14 protein-coding genes and 3 pseudogenes are annotated in these 18,030 nt (G+C 63.8%); 9 read left to right on the plus strand and 8 right to left on the minus strand.

Annotated elements, in window-relative coordinates:
* Positions 1-112 precede the first annotated feature (112 nt).
* The 6 genes and pseudogenes from BLQ77_RS11685 to BLQ77_RS11705 all read left to right on the plus strand — a co-directional run bounded on the left by BLQ77_RS11685 (position 113) and on the right by BLQ77_RS11705 (position 4,665).
* On the plus strand, positions 113-790 hold the full coding sequence (locus BLQ77_RS11685) for a response regulator (protein WP_008888264.1): 678 nt from the start codon (positions 113-115) through the stop codon (positions 788-790).
* The gene (locus BLQ77_RS11690) at positions 777-2,150 is read left to right on the plus strand and encodes a HAMP domain-containing sensor histidine kinase (RefSeq protein ID WP_089959219.1); all 1,374 of its coding nucleotides are present in this window, start codon (positions 777-779) and stop codon (positions 2,148-2,150) included. Before BLQ77_RS11685 ends, BLQ77_RS11690 begins: the two co-directional genes overlap by 14 nt.
* Positions 2,132-2,296, plus strand: a pseudogene (locus tag BLQ77_RS28150) (isocitrate/isopropylmalate family dehydrogenase); the annotation flags it as partial. The gene BLQ77_RS11690 and the pseudogene BLQ77_RS28150, both read left to right, overlap by 19 nt.
* A 39-nt stretch (positions 2,297-2,335) precedes the next feature.
* Positions 2,336-2,526: pseudogene (locus BLQ77_RS29845) on the plus strand (hypothetical protein); the annotation flags it as partial.
* A 172-nt stretch (positions 2,527-2,698) separates the two neighbouring features.
* Positions 2,699-3,274, plus strand: coding sequence for a TRAP transporter small permease subunit (locus BLQ77_RS11700; protein ID WP_089959222.1), 576 nt, complete (start codon positions 2,699-2,701; stop codon positions 3,272-3,274).
* On the plus strand, positions 3,274-4,665 hold the full coding sequence (locus BLQ77_RS11705; RefSeq protein WP_008888238.1) for a TRAP transporter large permease: 1,392 nt from the start codon (positions 3,274-3,276) through the stop codon (positions 4,663-4,665). Before BLQ77_RS11700 ends, BLQ77_RS11705 begins: the two co-directional genes overlap by 1 nt.
* 86 nt (positions 4,666-4,751) lie before the next feature.
* Here the strand turns inward: BLQ77_RS11705 and BLQ77_RS11710 are convergent, their stop codons facing one another.
* Positions 4,752-5,840 carry a TRAP transporter substrate-binding protein gene (locus tag BLQ77_RS11710; protein ID WP_089959225.1) on the minus strand — a complete coding sequence of 363 codons (1,089 nt, stop codon included), beginning with the start codon at positions 5,838-5,840 and terminating at the stop codon, positions 4,752-4,754.
* 642 nt (positions 5,841-6,482) lie between these two features.
* Positions 6,483-6,965: a GntR family transcriptional regulator gene (locus BLQ77_RS11715; RefSeq protein WP_242661696.1), complete on the minus strand. Its 483-nt coding sequence runs from the start codon at positions 6,963-6,965 to the stop codon at positions 6,483-6,485.
* A 65-nt stretch (positions 6,966-7,030) separates the two neighbouring features.
* On the opposite strand from BLQ77_RS11715, the gene BLQ77_RS11720 reads away from it, so the two are divergent.
* Entirely contained in the window at positions 7,031-7,549 is a 519-nt protein-coding gene (locus BLQ77_RS11720) for an amino acid synthesis family protein (protein ID WP_242661709.1), read from the plus strand.
* Positions 7,550-7,558: 9 nt separating this feature from the next.
* Here BLQ77_RS11720 and BLQ77_RS11725 read toward each other — a convergent pair.
* From BLQ77_RS11725 to BLQ77_RS11735, 3 genes and pseudogenes are all read right to left on the minus strand, one after another.
* Positions 7,559-7,933, minus strand: a pseudogene (locus BLQ77_RS11725) (aldehyde dehydrogenase family protein); the annotation flags it as partial.
* Between the two features lie 151 nt (positions 7,934-8,084).
* Entirely contained in the window at positions 8,085-10,595 is a 2,511-nt protein-coding gene (locus BLQ77_RS11730; protein ID WP_089959230.1) for a CoA transferase, read from the minus strand.
* A gap of 26 nt (positions 10,596-10,621) precedes the next feature.
* The gene (locus BLQ77_RS11735) at positions 10,622-12,286 is read right to left on the minus strand and encodes a GMC family oxidoreductase (RefSeq protein ID WP_089959233.1); all 1,665 of its coding nucleotides are present in this window, start codon (positions 12,284-12,286) and stop codon (positions 10,622-10,624) included.
* A gap of 168 nt (positions 12,287-12,454) precedes the next feature.
* Between BLQ77_RS11735 and BLQ77_RS11740 the strand changes: the two genes are divergently transcribed.
* Positions 12,455-13,363, plus strand: coding sequence for a LysR family transcriptional regulator (locus BLQ77_RS11740; RefSeq protein ID WP_089959235.1), 909 nt, complete (start codon positions 12,455-12,457; stop codon positions 13,361-13,363).
* A 263-nt stretch (positions 13,364-13,626) separates the two neighbouring features.
* Here the strand turns inward: BLQ77_RS11740 and tcuB are convergent, their stop codons facing one another.
* Genes tcuB through BLQ77_RS11755 form a run of 3 tightly spaced genes read right to left on the minus strand, consistent with a single transcriptional unit; the run spans position 13,627 to position 16,758 of the window.
* Positions 13,627-14,688 carry a tricarballylate utilization 4Fe-4S protein TcuB gene (gene tcuB / locus BLQ77_RS11745; protein WP_089959239.1) on the minus strand — a complete coding sequence of 354 codons (1,062 nt, stop codon included), beginning with the start codon at positions 14,686-14,688 and terminating at the stop codon, positions 13,627-13,629.
* The gene (tcuA, locus tag BLQ77_RS11750) at positions 14,678-16,078 is read right to left on the minus strand and encodes an FAD-dependent tricarballylate dehydrogenase TcuA (RefSeq protein WP_089959242.1); all 1,401 of its coding nucleotides are present in this window, start codon (positions 16,076-16,078) and stop codon (positions 14,678-14,680) included. The genes tcuB and tcuA overlap by 11 nt, the downstream gene beginning before the upstream one ends.
* Positions 16,075-16,758, minus strand: a complete 684-nt coding sequence (locus BLQ77_RS11755; protein ID WP_089959244.1) for a GntR family transcriptional regulator — start codon at positions 16,756-16,758, stop codon at positions 16,075-16,077. Before BLQ77_RS11755 ends, tcuA begins: the two co-directional genes overlap by 4 nt.
* Positions 16,759-16,834: 76 nt before the next feature.
* On the opposite strand from BLQ77_RS11755, the gene BLQ77_RS11760 reads away from it, so the two are divergent.
* Entirely contained in the window at positions 16,835-17,890 is a 1,056-nt protein-coding gene (locus BLQ77_RS11760; RefSeq protein WP_008888304.1) for an AbrB family protein, read from the plus strand.
* Positions 17,891-18,030 lie beyond the last annotated feature (140 nt).

The raw sequence follows: 18,030 nt of genomic DNA on the forward strand, positions 1-18,030 counted from the left end.
GACCACGCGCTCTCCCGAAAATCGCGCGAATCTTACATCGGCGCAAAGAACCCTCTTTCGCTGGAAACGGAGCCTCGATTCTCGTTACATGCCCGCAAGGAGACCATGACCGATGAAAATCCTGCTTGCGGAAGATGACGCCAAGATTGCCGACTATATCGTCGCCGGCCTTTCCGAAAACGGGCATTCGGTCGAGCACGTTTCCGATGGGCGGGATGCCCTGAGCTATTGCCTGTACAACGACTGTGACCTCGCGATCCTCGACCGCATGCTGCCGGGCATGGATGGGCTGTCTGTGCTCAAGGCTTTGCGCGCATCGCAGAAGACCCTGCCCGTTCTATTTCTGACCGCACTGGGGCAAGTCGATGACAGGGTGGAGGGTCTGGCGGCTGGCGGGGATGACTATCTGACCAAGCCGTTCCATTTCTCCGAACTCGTAGCCAGGATCGACGCGATCGTCCGCCGCAAGTCGGAGAAAAAGGTCGAGCCGGTGCTGACGGTGCACGACCTGACGCTTGACCTGCTGTCGCGCACCGCCACGCGGCAAGGCAATGTCATCGAGTTGCACGCCAAGGAGTTCAGCATCCTCGAAATCCTGATGCGCAACGCGGGCCGGGTCGTGACCCGCACGCTGCTTCTCGAGCGGGTCTGGAACTTCAACTTTGAGCCCAACACCACCGTCGTCGAAACCCATATGAGTCGCCTCAGGGCCAAGGTCGACAGGCCCTTCGATACGCCCCTGATCCACACCATCCGCAACACCGGGTATTCGATGCATGGACCGCGGTGACGTCCTTTCGGGCGCCGCGTTCACGGCGGTTCTGCGCTCAGCCATGGCCTTCGTGGTGGTGCTGGTGCTGGTGGGCTGGGCGGCGCTGGCCTACGTCGAGCGCAGCCTGACCGCAGAGCTGAGCGACGATGTGCTGCAACGCTGGAACATCATCGCCACCGATCACGAAAACGAAGGGTCCGACCATGTGGTGGAGACCATCTCCAAGGTGGCGCGGCTGTCGTCGAACGGGCACCATGTTGCGGCGCTGTTCGCGCCGTCGGGCGCGCTCGTCGCCGGCAACCTCAAGACCCGGCCCGTGGGCAGCGGCCTGCAGGTCGGGCCCATGGATCACGCCACACCTTCGCTCGACGGAATGGCAGCGGATTACGTCTACTACGCGGGCCCGCTGGGCGGGAATGTGCTTGTCGTCGGGCAGCGGCTGGACCTGCTTTACCAGACGAAAATCCTGATTTTCCGCTCCCTTACCCTGAGCGGCTTCTTCATCGTCCTGACCATGCTGTCGGTGGGGTATTACCTGAGCAACCAGAGCCTGCGGCGGCTGCGGGACATTGAAAGCGCCCTGTCACGGACCAGCGATGGCGACATGGCTGTGCGCATCCCCTACCATGGCGGCACCACGCAGATCGACCGGATCGCGCTGCAACTGAACCACCATCTCGACCGGCTTTCGCGCATGGTCGCCACCACTCGCAACACCGCCGCCGCCGCCGCTCACGATCTGAAATCGCCCCTGGGCCGGGCCTATCTTTCGCTGGGCAAGGCCATGGAAAAGGTGGAGGCTGGCGAAGACCCGGGCCTTGAGCTTGCCGATACGCAGGACGAGTTGGAGGCCATGCGGGTGATCTTCGATTCCTATCTGCAACTGTCCCGCATCGAGGCGGGGGGCGACGGGCTTCTGACCGCGGACGTGGATCTCGCGGCGCTTGCGGGCGACCTTGCCGAGACCTTCGCCCTGATCGCTGAGGACGCAGGTCAGAGCCTGACGTTCACGGTGGAGGCAGGGCAGGACTACGGCATCCGGGGCGATGCCCAGATGTTGCAACAAATGGTGGTCAACCTGCTGCAGAACGCCGTGACACACGGCCCTGAGGGCAACCGCATCACGGCGGGACTTGGCCGGTCGGACGGGCGCGTGCTGTTTACGGTGGCGGACTGCGGCCCGGGCATTCCCCAGGCTTCCATGCAGCGCGTCTTCGAGCCGTTCCACCGCCTCGACCCCAGCCGTTCGAAGCCCGGCAGCGGGTTGGGGCTGGCGCTGGTGCGCGCGATTGCCGAAAGGCACAACGGGGCTGTGACCCTGCAGAACGCCAAGCCGGGGCTGATCGTGGAGGTAAGCCTGCCTGCGCTGGCGCCCTAGGTTTTGCCGCCCCGGCCAATATCAACCCGGACCCGTCGGCCCCTTCGATGTTCGAACCGGTGCATGGGGCGGCTCCGGATATGGCGGGCCGGAACATCGCCAACCCGATCGCAGCCATCTGGTCCGGCGCACAGATGCTCGAGCACCATCGAGGCGGCCACCGGGCAGAGCATCGGCATCCGTCGGCTGCGGGGCACGGCGCGACTAAGGCCGTGATGATCGATGCTACGTACCTGAAGGCTCGCCGAACGGCGTCCAGCTTGGGCGTGAAAACGCGGGGCGCGGTCGACTGAATGGACGAACCAAAGGGTTTGAGGGATTAAGAAACGGTCCGGGGGACCGTGCCGCCCGAAAACGGAACACGAAGCTGCACGCCAAGATGCTCGCAAGCGAACGCCAATAGTGGCCCTCCGGCACCCCAGGAGTCGCGCATTTTTCATCCAGAGAGACAATGATTGACGCTCCACCGCTTGGACTTCCGCTTCGGGGCAGGCATAGAACGCTGTATCGCCGGGCGGTTTTCCCGGCCCTCAGGAGGAGGACGCAGCGTGAAGTTCGTCGGGCGGATTGCCGCCATCATTTGCTTGATCAACACCGTGGTCGGGACGGTCATGTCCTGGCTGGCGGTCGGTATCGTGATCGTCTGTTTTACCGTTGTGGTACAGCGTTATGCCTTTGCCGTCAGCCACGTCTGGCTTCAGGATCTCTACATCTGGCTCAACGGCGCGATGTTCACCGCAGTGGCAGGCTTTGCCCTCCTGCGCGACAATCATGTACGCGTCGACATCTTCTACCGCCCAGCTTCTGCGCAGAAAAAAGCGCTGATCGACCTGCTGGGCGTGGTCATTTTCCTGTTCCCTGCCATGTGGGTGGTCTGGGCCTACGCGTGGCCTTTCGTGCTGCGTTCATGGAGCTACGGTGAAGGCTCTGCCAATGTCGGCGGTATGCCTGGACTTTATGTGCTGAAGACCTTCATCCTCGTCTTCGCCGCGCTGGTTGCGCTGCAGGGTCTGGCCATGCTCCTGCGCTCGATCCTCGTGCTTGCGGGCCGCGACGAGCTTGTCCCGGATCGCATCCGTTATGGCCGCAAGGAAGATCCCACTCATCCCACGGAGGCCGTCTGATGGACCCCGTCCTCATCGGAGAACTTCTCTCCGGCCTCATGTTCGTAGGCATCATCGGCTTTCTGCTGTTGGGCTTCCCGGTGGCCTTCACCCTCGCGGGGACGTCCCTGATCTTCGGCGCCGTTGGCATGTACTTCGGGGTTTTCGATCCCTCCAACTTCGGCTCGCTGGCGAACCGCTACATTGGTTACATGACCAACGAGGTGCTGGTGGCAGTCCCTCTCTTCGTGTTCATGGGGGTGATGCTCGAACGATCGCAGATCGCCGAGCAGCTCCTCATGACCATGGGCAAACTCTTCGGCAACATGCGCGGTGGCCTTGCGATTTCCGTGGTGATCGTGGGCGCAATGCTGGCGGCCTCGACCGGCGTGGTCGGGGCCACGGTGGTGACCATGGGTCTGATCTCGCTACCGGCCATGATGCGCGCCGGCTACAAACCGACGCTGGCCACGGGCGTGATCTGCGCCTCGGGGACGCTGGGCCAGATCATCCCGCCGTCGACCGTCCTGATCTTCATGGGTGACATGCTTTCGGGGATCAATGCCCAGGTGCAGATGGCCAAGGGCAACTTCGCCCCCAGCCCAGTCTCGGTCGGCGACCTCTTCGCGGGGGCCATGCTGCCGGGCGTGCTTCTTGTGCTTCTCTACATCGGATACGTGATCTTCAAGGCGATCGTCGATCCCGAGAGTTGCCCCGCAACCCCCGTTCCGCCTGAGGAAAAGGCCGAGCTGAAGCGCGAGATCGTCACGGCACTTCTGCCACCCTTGTTGCTGATCCTGGCGGTGCTGGGCTCGATCCTCGGGGGCATCGCGACGCCGACCGAGGCAGCCTCGGTGGGCGCCGTGGGGGCCACACTTCTGGCCGCATTCCGGTGGAAGCTGACCTGGAGGATCGTGCACGAGACGGCAATCCAGACCGCCACCATCACGAGCATGGTCTTCATCATTCTCTTCGGTGCTGCGGTCTTCTCGGTCGTGTTCCGGATGATGGGGGGCGACAACCTCGTGCACGAGTTCCTGACCGGTCTGCCGGGGGGGCCGCTGATGGCGGTCGCCGCAGTCATGGCGATCATGTTCGTGCTGGGCTTCATTCTCGACACCTTCGAGATCATCTTCATCGTGATCCCGATCACGGCGCCGGTCCTGCTGGCCATGGACATCAGCCCGGTCTGGCTTGGCGTCATGGTCGGGGTAAACCTGCAGACCTCGTTCCTGACGCCCCCCTTCGGCTTCGCGCTGTTCTACCTGCGCGGCGTGGCGCCCGACAGCGTGCCGACCTCAGCCATCTACAAGGGCATCCTGCCCTTTGTGCTGCTGCAAATCCTGGCAATCGCGATGCTCTTCGCCTTCCCGGGCGTGGTCACCTGGCTCCCCGGCCTCATCGGAGGCTGAGCCCGCCGGGACACAGGTGCCGCAGGTGAAAAACGAAAGGGCCCGGACATCGTCCGGGCCCTTCTGTTTCGACGAAGGGATATCCTTCAAAGCGTGAAGTAGCGGGCCCGCGCCTGGATGAAGCTCAGGTCGTTGCCCTCGGTGCGAGTGCGCATCATGTTCAGCGATTCGATGAAGTGCTCGGTGACCTTGCGGGTCATCTCGTCGCCGCTGTCGCGCAACTCGGCGATGATCTCCATCGCGGCCCCTGCCCCGGCTTCGAGAATCTCCTCGGGGAACTGACGAACCTGAACGCCGTGATCTTCGACAAGAGTCTTGAGCGCGCGCGGATCGTTTGCCACGAAATCGGAGGAGACGCTGTCATATTCCGCCTGGCAGACATCGCGAACGATGGCCTGAAGATCGTCGGGCAGTTCCTGGAACTTGGCCTTGTCGACCACGAGCTCGGTCGCGAGACCCGGCTCCACGAAGGACGGGAAATAGTAGTTCTTCGCCACCTGATGGAAGCCGAGCGCCAGGTCGTTGTAGGGGCCGACGAATTCGGCCGCATCCAGCGCACCCGACTGCAGCGCCTGGAAAATCTCTCCCGCGGCCATGTTCGTCACCGTGGCACCCAGTTTCTCCCAGACACGACCGCCCAGACCGGGCGTACGGAAGCGCAAGCCTTTGAGGCTGTCGAGACCGGTCAATTCCTCACGGAACCAGCCCCCCGCCTGGGTGCCGGTATTGCCAGACAGGAAGGCCTGTACCCCGAACTGGTCATAAACCTCATCCCAAAGCTCCTGCCCGCCGAGGTGACGCACCCAGGCTGCGAGTTCACCGGCCGTCATACCGTAAGGCACACCGGTGAAGTAGTTCAGGGCGGTGGACTTGTTTTGCCAATAATAGGCGGCGCCATGGCTCATTTCGGCGGTGCCGTCGATCACCGCATCCAGAGACTGCAGAGGCGGCACCATCTCGCCGGCAGAGTAGACCTGAACGGTGAGGCGGCCACCAGATGCGGCGGTGATCCGGTCTGCCATGCGCTGTGCACCGACACCCAGACCAGGAAAGTTCTTTGGCCATGTTGTGACCATACGCCAGGTGATACGGTCCTGCGCGACAGCTGGGCTGGCCAGCGCTGCGGCGCCGGCGCCCGCCAGGGCACCACGGCGAATGAAAGAACGACGATCCATGTTTCCTCCCGAAAATTTGATGGGTCTTTTCCACGGGTTCCAGACGTATCCGGACCGCTTCGGACGACATCAATACAGCAGGAGAGGCGACAGTCCAGTGCGGACGGCATGTAGCTCATCTCGTTAGAAAGATGCACATCTCCTCAAGAGAGAAGGGTCGCGATGACAATGGTTTCTTACCGGGCCTGCCGAAATCCTGCGGCTAGCAAACTGGATCTGGGTTCTTCAGTGGCGCCAACGAGTTTGTCCATTCGGGCTGGCTCCGGCTGACCAACTCCCCCGCCACGAGAGCCCCATCGACAGAAAGGCCGCGCACCCAGACAGAGCACGGCCCCACTCGGTCCGCCTCCGGCGCAGTTGGAGCAACGCGGCCACGGTCAGCCCTGACTGGCGCCAGCGCGAAGACGTGTTTCCAGAGCCGCGGTTTGATGCCTGGGCGACCGCCCTGCTCTGGCTTGGATTCCCACAAGCGCCAATGTGATGCTGCCGAGTGGAAATTCCAATTGTGCGCGCTCCGACTTCAGCCCCGGAGCGGATAGATAGCGACATGCTTCCCAGTAGGAGAGCGTTTTTCAGAGCAATCCTGCGAGAGAACCTCGTGTCTCTCCGCCGCTGAAAACTAATCCAGCTCCGCCCGTACTTCTATTCCTTTGCATTGCCCGGCAAAAGGTGACGGGCGATGGTCTTGACCTCGATTAGATGCGCCTTCACCGCAGCCAGAGCGGCCTCCGAATCGCTATTGGTGATCGCATTGCAGATCGCCTGCATGTGCTCCGGCCCCTGCATGTCGCGCTCGTCGCTGGTCAGGGTGAGGACGCGCAGCCGTGAGATTCGGCCGTTCAGCCGCTGGACGATCTCCCACGCGATGTTGTGACGTGCGCCTTCGAAAATCAGCGCGTAGAACCGGGTTGCTGCCTTGAAGAGCGCGCCCGGAGCCTGATCGTGGCCCGCCCTCTGCAACTCAGCCAGAGCCTCCTTCAGGCGCTGTGCAAGCTCCGGCGTCATGTTGCGCGCGCAGGCCATGGCGGCGTCGGTCTCGAGCTTAAGGCGGATGTCGTAGATCTGCCGGGCGTCCTCCCAGCTCATCTCGGCGACGATCGGGCCGCGATTGGGCACATGGGTCACCAGACCTTCTGCATGTCGAAACGACATTGATCGAGGGCGGGAAGGCCTCGCCGACCCCGCTCAAGATGATCGCCGCCGTCGCGGTGCTGCGGAATCCCTGGGCAGGGATGGGGTTCGTCGAAGACCTGCGCCCGGCGATCCTCGACACGGCCCCTGAACTCGGCGCTCTGCTGACAGCGATGGTGCTGGAGGCCGCCGGGGGCGGCGACCGGGTCGAAGGCTACGGCAAGGCCGCCATGGTCGGCATCAATGGCGAAGTCGGGCACGCCTCGGGGCTGATCCACACGCTGCGGTTCGGAAACCATTTCCGCGAGGCGGTCGGGGCGAAATCCTATCTCGCTTTCACAAACACTCGTGGCCCCGCCAATGCCTCGCTGCAGATTCCGCTGATGGACAAGAACGACGGCGGGCGGCGCAGCCACTACCTGACGATTCAGCTCTCGGTGGCCGATGCTCCGGGCCCAGACGAGATCGTCGTAGGGCTTGGCGCCTCGATCGGCGGACGGCCGCACCATCGTATCGGCGACCGCTATCAGGATCTGAAGGAGTTGGGGCATGACGTTGAAAACCCTGCTTCTGTCTGACGACAGCGCGCGCCTGGCGCAGACGCAAGTCTGGCCGCCGTTGCGAAACTTCGAGGCCATCGCCGCCTCGACCGCCGCGACGAGATCAGCGTCATCGAAGACGATGAAGGATGCGTTTCCGCCAAGCTCTGGCGACATTTTTTTGAGCGTCGGGGCGCATTGCCCGGCAAGCAGCGAGCGCCCCACCCGGGTTCTACCGGTGAAGCTGGGCCTGCGCACAACGGGCGAGGCGGTGAGCGCGCCACCGATGACCTCGGGACGGCCGGTCAGCACGTTAAACACACCCGCGGGGAAGCCTGCACGCTCGCCCAGGACGCAAAGCGCCAGCGCCGAACATGGCGTGAAATCAGACGGTTCGATCGCCATTGTGCCGCCCGCCGAGAGACCCGTCACGGAAGCCGCGGAATTAGAGCGTCCGGGGACAAGGGTGCCTTGGTCAGCCGCCGAATTGTGCAACAGAGCCGCCCGGACCCTGCGATGAACTGCGGCGCGCTGCATGGGTTGGGCGGGCATTTCTGCCCGCCCTGATCTACCCTCAGCTGGGAAGGTACTCCGCGCTCCAGCTTTCGCTGAGCTGTCCGGATTTCAGCATCCTTTCGATGGCCGCGTCGGAGTAACCCAGCTCGCTCAGGATGGCTCGGGTGGACGTGCCGAACTTCTCCGTCGGTGAGAGGGCAAAGACCTTCCCGCGCGTCGGGCGCACCGCGTAGGGATCAAGCTGGATCACCTCGTGCCCGCTGGGGTGGTCAACGTACTGCGAAAACGAATAGCTGCCCCGCTCGGTGCCGGGCGTACCGTCCGGCTCCCGCATATTCTCGGAGCGAAGAGCATCGATGTTGTTGCAGAGCGCACAGCCGATGTCTGCCGCACGCAGGCGCGCGATCCACTCCGTGGCGGGATGCATCTGGAATGCACCTGCCAGGTAGGCTGCGCGATCCTCTTCCGCAAGGTCGGGGAGGTCGGACAAGTCTTCGACATTCCGGAATCGCGGCAGGTCGGCTTCATAGGCACACAGCAGGATATAGACGCCGGAGGCCGTACTGTAGAAACGACTGAGAGAGTCGTAACCGTTGGCCTCTGGCCCCGAGGGTTCATCGAAGAGCCCCCTGCCCCGGAAGTCATAAGCGAAAGGCACCTGCAACAGCCCGCTGTTGGCAGAGAGCGACGTCCGCCCGCGCCCGATACGGCCAAAGCGATTCTTCTGATACAGGGCGGCAGCGACCGCCAGAGCACCGCCGAAACCGCACATGACGTCGATCGTGCCAACGTGGGCATGCTCTTCGGGCCGATCCATTGCGCCGCCAAACCGCAGCATGATCCCTGTGATCGCCTGCACGAGGTCGTCATAGCCGATGTAATCAGTGCGCGTTCCGCGCCGCACGCCGCTGAAACAATCCAGCTTGCAGAAGATCGCCTCGGGGTTCAGCTTGCGCAGACTGTCGGCGTCGAGGCCCATGCGCTTGATCTGGCTGTCCGGCGCATTCCAGAAGATCACGTCGACCGATTTCACCAGGTCCTCGAAGACCTTGCGGCCGTGCTCGGATTTCACGTCGGCAAGGATCGACTTCTTCCCCCGCCCCTGGCTAAGCCCGTAGACCACCGTGTTCCAGCTGTCGTAGAGCGGCGTGGCCGGGTCGATCTTGATCACCTCGGCGCCGAACCGCGCGAGATAGCTGGCCGAATGCGGGCCGGCGATGACATTGCACATGTCCAGAACGCGAACCCCCGACAACCAGCCTTCCTGCTCGATGCCATCTTCCACATCCGGAATCTCGGTACGCAGCTTTTGCAGGGTCTTCAGCGCCTCGTCGAACTCCACCCAGCGGCGCGGGGCCGGGCTCAGTGCCTCTTCGCCGCTCTCTTCCATCCAGACCACCGGACCGGGCTGAATCATCTCGCCGTACTCCGGATCCCAGACGTCAATCATCAGTCCGGACGTCTCGGCATATTCGTCGTTGATCCACTCCTGCAGCCAGCGCTGCGGCGCGCCGGGGATTCCCGCTCGACCGAACATGCGCTTCCATTCATGCGAGGTGCGGGTCATGAACACCTCTTTCATCCGCGCGGCGATCTTGTCGGCCCAGAGCTTCGGCATGGGGTAGACCCCGAGCGATGTATCGGACTTCCATTCCGACTGGGGCTTGTAGGTGTCGTCTTCTTCCTGAAGACCCTCCTCGATCATCTCGTCATAAAGGCCAAGCACCTCGAGGCAGCGTCGGGCGTGGTTCTTGTGGCTGGGGCAGACGACATAGAACCCACGTCCATCCTTGCACATGTAGCTCCGGAAGAACGGGTCGAGCAGCTCCTGCAGGTCCTGGTACGACACGTTCATCGGCAGACCTTCGACGCGGCGCCGTTCGATTTCGATCTCGCGCTGCGTCAGGTAGCGCGCCGGCATGTCGGAGACCTTGATGGAATTATAGCAAAGCCCCTCCATCACCGCCGCCGCCAGCGGCACCTCGATCTGGTCGCCGAGGCCGGTCAACTGTCGCGATTGCAGTGCAAGTACAGTTGCCGACGCCGCAATCTGCGATGCGTAGGCAGAAGAGAGAGGCAATGGCGAGAAGGAAGGATTGAGACCCATCAACACGCGGTTGAGCCCCATGTCCGTGAATACGCCGGAACTGGCCGCGACGACACTTTCGAACGCGCGCTGCTCACGGCGTTCAAGATCGTTGGACGCAAAGCCAGGTATGGACACCGTGATGAGTTCAGGTCGCTCCTCGCGCATGGCCGCAAAGTCGATACCCAGCGCGGCGAGTTTGCCAGGTCGGAAATTCTCGACAAGAATGTCCGCCTCGGCGCACAGCGCGCGCGCCTTGGCCAGGCCGTCGTCGGACTTGAGGTCAAGCTTCACGATCAGCTTGTTGCGCATCAGGGTCGCGTTGGCGGGGCTGTCCCACATGGGGCCTTCCGGCGGGTCGATATGCACGACCGTCGCGCCCAGATCGCCCAGCAGCATCGCCACGGCGGGTCCGGCGATGTACTGCCCGAAATCCACAACTTTCACCCCGGTGAGAGGCAGATTTGAGAAGGATGTGCGCATGGTTCCTCCAAGATGGGACGCGCGTGTCATTGTCCGGCCAAGATCCAGCGTGCCGCCTTCTCGGCGATCATCAGCGTCGGAGAGTTGGTGTTGCCGCTCGTGATCTCCGGCATAATGCTGGCATCGACGACCCGCAGCCCCGCCACTCCCTTGACCCGCAGGTGCGGATCCAGAACGGCGGTGTCGTCATCCTTGCTCCCCATTTTCACCGTACCGACCGGATGGAAAATCGTGTTGGCGATGTCCCCGGCCAGCTTGGCAAGCTCCTCGTCGCTCTGGTACTGAATGCCAGGCTTGAATTCCTCGGGCTTGTAGTTCGCCAAAGCAGGCTGCGACATGATGCGGCGGACCTGTCGCAGACTGTCGGCGGCCACCTTTCGGTCATCTTCGGTGGCCAGATAGTTCGGCGAAATCTTCGGCGCATCGCGGAAGCTGGCAGAGCCGATGCGCACGCTTCCCCTGCTGCTCGGGTTGAGGTTGCAGACGCTGACCGTCATCGCTGGAAAGGCGTGCAGCGGCTCCCCGAAAGCGTCGAGGCTGAGCGGCTGAACGTGATACTCGAGGTTCGCGTGGGGCCGCGTCTTGTCTGATCGGGTGAACGCGCCGAGCTGGCTCGGCGCCATGCTCATTGGGCCAGAGCGCTTGAAAGCATATTCCGCGCCTATCGCCGCCTTGCCGAAAAGGGTGCTGGCGAGTGCGTTGAGCGTTCGCGTGCCATTGACTTTGTAGACCGCGCGGATCTGCAGGTGATCTTGCAGGTTTTCGCCGACGGGAGCGTCCCGCAGCACCTTGATGCCGTGCTCGCGCAGCACCTCTGCGGGACCGATCCCCGAGAGCTGGAGGATCTGCGGCGAATTGATCGCCCCGGCCGACACGATCGTCTCGCGTCGGGCCGTCACGCTGAGCGCCCTGCCCTTGTGATGGACCAGCGCGCCGGAGCACCGCACCCCGCCGTCGGCATCCGTCTCGAAGAGCAGATTTTCGACCTGGGCCTCTGTCCAGACCGTCAGGTTCCGCCGTTGCTTCGCCGGTTTCAAGAACGCCTTGGAGGTGTTCCAGCGCCAGCCCGACCGCTGGTTGACATCAAAGTAACCGACGCCCGAATTGTCACCGCTGTTGAAATCGTCTGTCTTCTCGATCCCCGCCTGCACCGCAGCATCGGCGAAACTGTCGAGAATGTCCCAGCGCAAACGCTGTTTTTCGACACGCCACTCGCCGCCATGTCCGTGCATGTCGGAAAAGCGTTCATTGTCGCCCACTTGAGGATCGGCGCCATGGTCCAGCTTGTAGTGATCCTCATGCGCCATGAAATCGCGCAGCGCGCCATTCCACGACCAGTCCTCTTCACCGGTCAGCTCGGCCCAATTGTCGTAATCGCGCGCCTGGCCGCGCATGTAGATCATGCCGTTGATCGAAGAACATCCGCCGAGGGTCTTGCCGCGGGGATAGCGCAGGCTGCGACCGTTCAAACCCTGGTCGGCCTCGGTGTTGTACATCCAGTCGGTGCGAGGGTTGCCAATGCAGTAGAGATATCCGACAGGCACATGGATCCAAGCGTAGTTGTCCGGCTTGCCAGCCTCCAGCAACAGGACCCGGTTGCCCGGTTCGGCGCTGAGTCGATTGGCCAAGAGGCATCCGGCAGACCCGCCTCCGATGACGATGAAGTCGAAGTTTGTCGTGCTCGCGGCCATGTCCTCTCCCCTATGTGCCGGGCGAAGGAGAGCCATCTCGCGCAGCGTCCGCGGCGTCCATCCCTTCGGGCAACGCGGCCTCCCAACCCATCAGCGCCTTACTGTCTAGACAGAGTCCAAAAACATTCCAAATGACATAACTCTCTGACTGATATTAGTATCTGTAATATGCAGAGATTCACCAGCCTCAACAGTATTCTAGCCTTCGTAACCGTCGCGCGGGAGGGGAGCGTCTCGCGTGCGGCGGAGGTCCTGAATCTCACTCAGCCTGCGATCAGCCACCAGATCAAGCGGCTGGGCGAAGAGACCGGCGTCAGCTTTTTTAAGCGGACCCCCCACGGCGTTGAGCTGACCCGCGACGGCGCGGCCCTCTTGCCCAAGGCAGAGAGCGTTCTGTCGGCGATGGCGGAGTTCCGTCAAAGTGCCAGCAGGCAGATCGGTCAGATCTCAGGCGCGCTACGCATCGGCACGATCGTCGATCCGGAGTTCATACGGCTCGGTCCTCTGCTGAACCAACTGGGCGAAGCACATCCCGGCATCACCACGGAATTGGTCCATGGCATTAGCGGTGAAATTCTTGAAAAGCTGAGGCGGGGCCAGATTGACGCCGGATTTTACCTTGCAGCACCGGAAGCGGTCGATGCGCTCGTCTCGGCTGAGCGCATGCGGTCACGCGTTCTCGTCATGTTCGATTATCGTATCATCGCGCCCGCAGGGTGGGAAACCAAGGTGTCGAACGCAGACTGGCGCGACCTGGCCAAGCTGCCGTGGATCGGCACAAGTACAGCCTCCGTCCACAATCGGCTGCTGCGCAGGATTTTTTCGGAACACGGCTGCGCGCAAAACGTCGTTGCCCTGGTCGATCATGAGGCGTCGATGCTGGAAATGGTGCGCGCCGGGGTCGGTCTGTGCCTATGCCGGGAATCCATCGCGCGCGCGCAACAGATATCCTGCGGCCTCAGCATTTGTGAAACCCACAGTGTCCCCGCATGCCTGGTAATGCTGTCGGCGGAGTCGCGACGCTCCTCGCCGGTTGTTGCAGCGCTTTTTAATCAACTTGCCGCGGTCTGGGGGTGACGGTGAGGCGCTTGAGACTTTCTGCGCTATGGAGAGCGACTCGCCGTTACAACTCCTCCTAGGAAAACGCGCTGGCACGGCAATGCTCTGCCAGCGCGCTCCCGACCGACCCGCTGTTCGCTGACAAGGTGCCGGTGATGCCGTGGCGACCCTCCTCAGGCCGATCGCCCTGACGGGAAAGAACGCCCTCGTCGCCGGGCAAGAGGAAGGCGGCCGCACCCGGGGCGGCATCGCCTCACTCAACAAAGTACGAGCTACCGGGTTTATCCCTTTCTTTGTGCATCGGCCGCGAGGGCGGCGAGCCTGTAGAAGCCATGTGCCATCTTTGTGAAGGGCATCAGCAGGAAGAAGGCCAGCACCGCACCCAGATGGATCGCAAGAAGTGCCGGCATGGCCGCGGTCTGGCCCATCGCATAAAGCACCAGCCCGCTCAGGCCGACGAAGCCCAGCAGCCCGACAAAGGCGATCTCGCCGCCGAAGGCACCGCTCGCGCCAAGCTTGCGCTCGGAGCGCAGCTTGAGCCTGACCATCTCGAAACACCCAACCACCAGCAGCAGCCCGCCGGTCAGGCCCAGCAGTTTCGGCAGCGAAAACAGGCCGTAAGGCGCGGGCATGTTCAGCGCATAATGCATCACGGTGGCCACGCTGGTCGAGGCGAAGCACAGCAGGAAGCCGTACATCACCGCCTGGTGCACAGCGCGGCGGGCGTGGGTGAAACGGTCTTCGTCCTCGAAGTTGCAGCCGTCGCCGTGGCCGCCCTTGAGGTTCTTCATGTTGGCGGCCTCCCGGACCGCCTGCACCAGATGCGCCAGCTTCAAGGGGCGCGCCTCGACCCGGTGCCAGTAGCGTCTCAGGCTGACCCCGATGCTGAGCAGCGGGAACAGGAAGGCGGGCAGGAAGATGGCCACCATCGCGTTGTGCGAGAGCACCGCGTAGAAGCCTTCGCCGCCCTGGCTCGCCAGAGCCTTCGCCGCCCAGAACAGCAGCGCAAAGCCGATCGCCGTCGCAAGCGCGATCAGCAGGCCGTTCTTCTGGAAGGCCTTGCCCGCAGCCCTCGGGAAAGCAAGCTCTTCCCAGCTGTCCTGGCGCACGTTGGCCAGCGCCTGCGGCAGATTCAGGTCGAACTCGTGCGGGGCGGTATACTGGCAGGCGTAATAGCATCCCCGGCAGTTGTGGCACAGGTTGGCCAGCTGCGTCAGGTCGCCGTCGGAAAAGGCGCGTTCCGCGTGCAGCGCCGGGAAGACCGAGCAGTAGCCCTCGCAATAGCGGCAGGCGTTGCAGATTTCGGCCTGGCGGCGCGCCTCCTGGAGCAGATCAGTTTGCATTTGCATATGCCGCGGCCTCCTTGCCTGCGATGCGTCCGAAGACGGTGCCGATGGTCATGCCGAAACCGGCGAGGTAGCCTTGGCCGAGGATCGACCCGGCCATGGTTTCGCCCGCTGCCCAAAGGTTGGACACGGGGCGGTTGCCGATGGAGCATTGCGCATTCTCGTCGACCTTCAGCCCGAGATAGGTGAAGGTCACGCCGGTGCGCAGCGAGTAGCCGTAGAACGGCGCTTCGGTGATCGGACGGGCCCAGTTGGTTTTGGGCGGGGTGAGGCCAGTGGTGCTGACGCCGTCGAGTTCGGTGGGGTGGAAGTTCGAGGTGTCGCCGCAGGCCGCGTTGAACTCGGCCACGGTCTTCGCCAGCGCGTCGGCGGGCAGCCCCATCTTGCCGGCCAGCTCCTCGAGCGTGTCGGCCTTGATCGGCGGGAAGACCGAGGGCATGAACAGATTGAGCGACTTGGCGTCGATGATCACATAGCCCACCTGGTCCGGCTGGGCTGCGACGAGGCGCCCCCAGATCGCGTAACGTTTGGGCCAGACATCCTCGCCTTCGTCATAGAACCGCTGGGCGTCCTTGTTGACCACGATCGAGAAGGGCACGCAGTCAAGGCGGGTGACGATGCCGCCGTCGAACTTGGGCGCGCGCCCGTCGATGGCCACCGCGTGACATTGCGTCGGGTCGCCCACCTGCTCGATGTCCTGATCCAGCAGGTCGGCCAGCACGACGCCGCGATTGTAGCGGGTGCCGCGAATGAGGAAGTTCTTCGCCGCCGGGCCCCAGGCGCGGGCAAGCCAGTCGGTATCGGCCTGAAAGCCGCCCGAGGCCACGACGACCGATTTCGGCGTCAGGCGGTGGGTCTCGCCGCCCTGGCTGTACTCGACATATTCGATCCGCCCGTCGACCAGCTCCAGATGGGTGACGGCCGCCTCGTATTTCACCTCGACGCCAAGGGCCTTGGCGGTGCGGTAATAGGCGTTCACCAGGCTCTTGCCGCCGCCGAGGAAGAAGGCATTGGTGCGGGCCAGCGACAGCGTGCCCGACAGCGACGGCTGAAAGCGCACGCCATGCGCCTCCATCCAGGGCAGGCATTCCTCGGAGGTGCGGATCGCCAGCCGGGCGAGCCCTTCATTGGTCTTGCCGCCGGTGACCTTCAGCAGGTCGGCGAGGTATTCCTCTTCGGTATAGCTGTCGACCAGCGGCCCCAGGGGGCCGTGGTGCATGCACCGGAAGTTGCGCGTGTGGCGGGAATTGCCACCCCGATAGGGCTTCGGCGCAGTTTCCAGGATCAGGACGCGGGCACCCGCCTCTGCGGCGGTAATGGCCGCGCAGAGCGCCGCATTGCCGCCGCCGACGACGAGTATGTCGGGGCTTGAAACAGGGAGGGTCACAGGAGATCTCCGTCATATCCAGGGGAACGTGTCGGCAGGGCACGCAGGGCGCGGACGCGCACGCGCTGTGCCGCTTCGATATGGGCGCGCATGGCGGCTTCGGCGAGCGCGCCGTCCCGCGCTTTGATGGCGTCGAGCACGCCGAAATGTTCCTCGACCGCCTTCGCGGCGCGGTCCGGTTCGGTCAGCGTGGTCGGGCCGAGGATCATCAGCGCCTTTTGCAGAACGTGGATCGACCGGGCGAGGAACCGGTTCTTGGCCGCGTCCAGCAGCGCGGCATGGAACTGCCGGTTCAGCACAAAGGCATCCGGCGCGTCGCCAAGCTGCGCCATCTGCTGGTTCATGTCCGCCAGTTCTTCGATCTCGATGTCCGAAGCGGCCCGCGCGGCCAGCCGCGCGGCTGTCCCTTCGAGCACGGCGCGCATCTCGTAAAGCTCCATCACCTCGGCATAATCCAGCGTGCGGATACAGGCGCCCTGGCGGGGAACGTGGGTGACGACGCCATCCGCCTCGAGCTGGCGGATCGCCTCGCGGATCGGGGTGCGGGACATGCCGAGCCGTTCCGCAAGGTCGGTCTCGCGCAAGCGGTCGCCCGGGTTCAGACGCCCGTCGCGCAGTTCGGCAATCAGGCGCGCATAGGCCGCGTTGCCCTGCGGGGTGCTGTCATCTTCGGTCGTCACGCGATTCTCCGTTGCTATTGTATCCACGTGGATACAAGAGTATTCATGAAGGCGTCAAGGGAGGCAGGAGGCAGGTTTGCGCAAACATTTATTCACTCGAACGGCAGGGCAGCGGGGTCTGACATTCGCCCTCGCGGCGGCGGGGACGGGCCTGTTCTGGCTGCTCGGGCTGCCGCTGCCCTTCCTGTTCGGGCCGATGACGTTCTGCCTCGCGGGGGCGCTCGCGCATGTCCCGCTCAGAGGATTCGGGCAGGTGTCCGTCGCGGCGCGCACCATCCTCGGGGTGGCGGTCGGGGCGTCGATCACGCCGGCGGTCATCGCCGAGTTGCCGCGCATGGCGGCGTCCGTCGCGCTGATCCCGCTTTTCATCGCGGCCATCGCGCTGATCGGCGTGCCGTTCTTTCGCAGGCTCTGGGGCTTCGACGGACCCACCGCCTACTATGCGGCGATGCCGGGGGGGCTTCAGGATATGGTGATCTTCGGCACCGAGGCCGGAGCCAACCCCAGGGTGCTGTCGCTGGTGCACGCGACACGGGTGCTGATCATCGTGACGCTGGCGCCCTTCATCCTGGGCCATTTCTATGGCGCGCCGCTGACCAACCCGATCGGCAGTCCTGTCGCGGATCTGCCGTGGCACGAGCTGCTGATCATGGTCGCCGCCGCGTGGATCGGCTGGAAGGGCGGAGAGCGCATCGGCCTTTTCGGCGCGTCGATCCTGGGGCCGATGATCGTCACGGCGGCGCTGTCGCTGTCCGGGGTGATCCACTTCCGCCCGCCGGCCGAGGCGATCCTCGCGGCGCAGTTCTTCATCGGCTGCGGCATCGGGGTGCACTTTCTCGGCGTGACCCTGCGCGAGCTGACCCGTGTCGTGGCGGCGGGCATCGCCTATGTGGTGGTTCTGGCGGTGCTGGCGGCGGTGTTCTCGGGCATCGTCTCGTGGATGGGGCTGGGCGATCCGGTGGCCGCCTACCTGGCCTTCGCGCCGGGCGGTCAGGCCGAGATGACGGTCCTGGCCATCGTGACGGGCGCCGATCTGGGCTTTGTCATCACCCACCATCTGACGCGCATCGTCATCGTGATCGTCGGCGCCCCGATCGTGGCCGGGCTCATCGCCGGCAGACGGAAGGATTGACCATGTGGATCGGCGCACCCGAGGTGCAGGCGTCGCCCGCCACCGCCCGGCCGATCCGCCCGTAACCGCAAAGCCCCACCGCAAAGCCCCAGCGTCCGGCCGCGGAGCGTGCGCCCGACGCCTGTCTGCAACTTGCCCGC

This window comes from Salipiger thiooxidans, assembly GCF_900102075.1.
Lineage (GTDB): Bacteria > Pseudomonadota > Alphaproteobacteria > Rhodobacterales > Rhodobacteraceae > Salipiger > Salipiger thiooxidans.